The organism is Mesorhizobium sp. M7A.F.Ca.US.002.01.1.1 (assembly GCF_004022955.1).
GTDB lineage: Bacteria > Pseudomonadota > Alphaproteobacteria > Rhizobiales > Rhizobiaceae > Mesorhizobium > Mesorhizobium ciceri.
The window spans coordinates 1-1176 of record NZ_RZQE01000894.1 but is presented as its reverse complement, the minus strand read 5'-3'; the positions used below and the strand labels follow the sequence as shown (position 1 = coordinate 1176).

Here is a 1176-nt window from a genome sequence, read left to right as displayed (position 1 = left end):
TGCGCGGCGAGCGCGAGGCCGCACGGGCCGCCCTCGACGATGTCTCGGACCTGCGCCGCACGCTGCCGGCGCTCGCCGAGCAGGCGGGAGGAGACCATTCGGGTCAGCACCCGGTCGCGGGCGGCGTGGGCGATCTTCAAATTGCGGTCGGGCCGCCGCTTTTCCGGCAGCTGCGGCAGGGCGACGAGCAGGGCGGATTCGGAAACGGTGAGCCGTTTCGGCTCCTTGCCGAAATAGGCCAGCGAGGCGGCGCGCACGCCTTCCAGATTGCCGCCATAGGGCGCCAGCGTCAGGTAGCGTTCGAGGATTTCGCGTTTCGACAGCCGCCGTTCGATCTGGATGGCGCGCAGCATCTGCTTGATCTTGGAGCCGAGGCTGCGGCTTTCGCGCGGCTCGATCAGCCGGGCAAGCTGCATCGAAAGCGTCGAGCCGCCGGCGCCAGCACGTCGACGCCCTCATGGTCCCAGAAACGTTTGTCTTCATAGGTGACCAGCATGTCGACGAATTGCTTGTCGACCTGGTCGAGCCGGGTTTCGAGCCGCCAGTAGCCGTCCGGCGTGGCGAAGGCGCGCAACAACTGGCCATCGCGGTCCTGGATTTCGGTGGAGACCGTGAGTTCGGCTGGAAGCGGGGGCGGGAAGGCGCGGTCGAGTTCCCAGAGGGACGCGGCGGAAAGGGCGAGGATGCCGGCGCACCCTGCCGCTCCAACAGCGAATTTGCGAAGCATCTTCATGGCAGTAAAGATGCCCCCTCATCCGGCCGCTTCGCGGCCGCCTTCTCTCCGGTGGGGAGAAGAGACTGGCGCCAGCGCTGGCCGTCTCCTCTCCCCTCGGGGAGAGGTCGACCGAGCGAAGCGGAGGGCGGGTGAGGGGGCACTTTGCTCATCGCGTCCATCACCATCAGCGCCTTACGGCGCCTTGATCTCCATCATGCCGGTGGCGGTGCGGGCCGAGTATTGGGGCCGATACATGTCTTCCACCGTTGCCGCGGGGTGCGCATAGGTACCCGGCGTCACGGCGCGCACGACATAGGCGAGGGTCAGATTGTGGTCGTGGTCGCCGTCGGCCGGGTTGAATGCCGCGACGAAACGGTCGTCGCGGAATTCGAGATGGGCCGCATCGGTCTGCGCAAGCCACGAGAAGTTCGTCAACTGGGCGCTGGAGACCAGGCCGGGAT

1 protein-coding gene and 1 pseudogene are annotated in these 1176 nt (G+C 67.0%); both read right to left on the bottom strand.

Annotated features, from left to right (window positions below):
• Window positions 1-733, bottom strand: a pseudogene (locus tag EN932_RS36515) (transglycosylase domain-containing protein); the annotation flags it as partial.
• Window positions 734-907: 174 nt separating this feature from the next.
• The coding region (locus EN932_RS38305) for a hypothetical protein (protein ID WP_164890859.1) at window positions 908-1176 on the bottom strand (269 nt) is incomplete at its 5' end.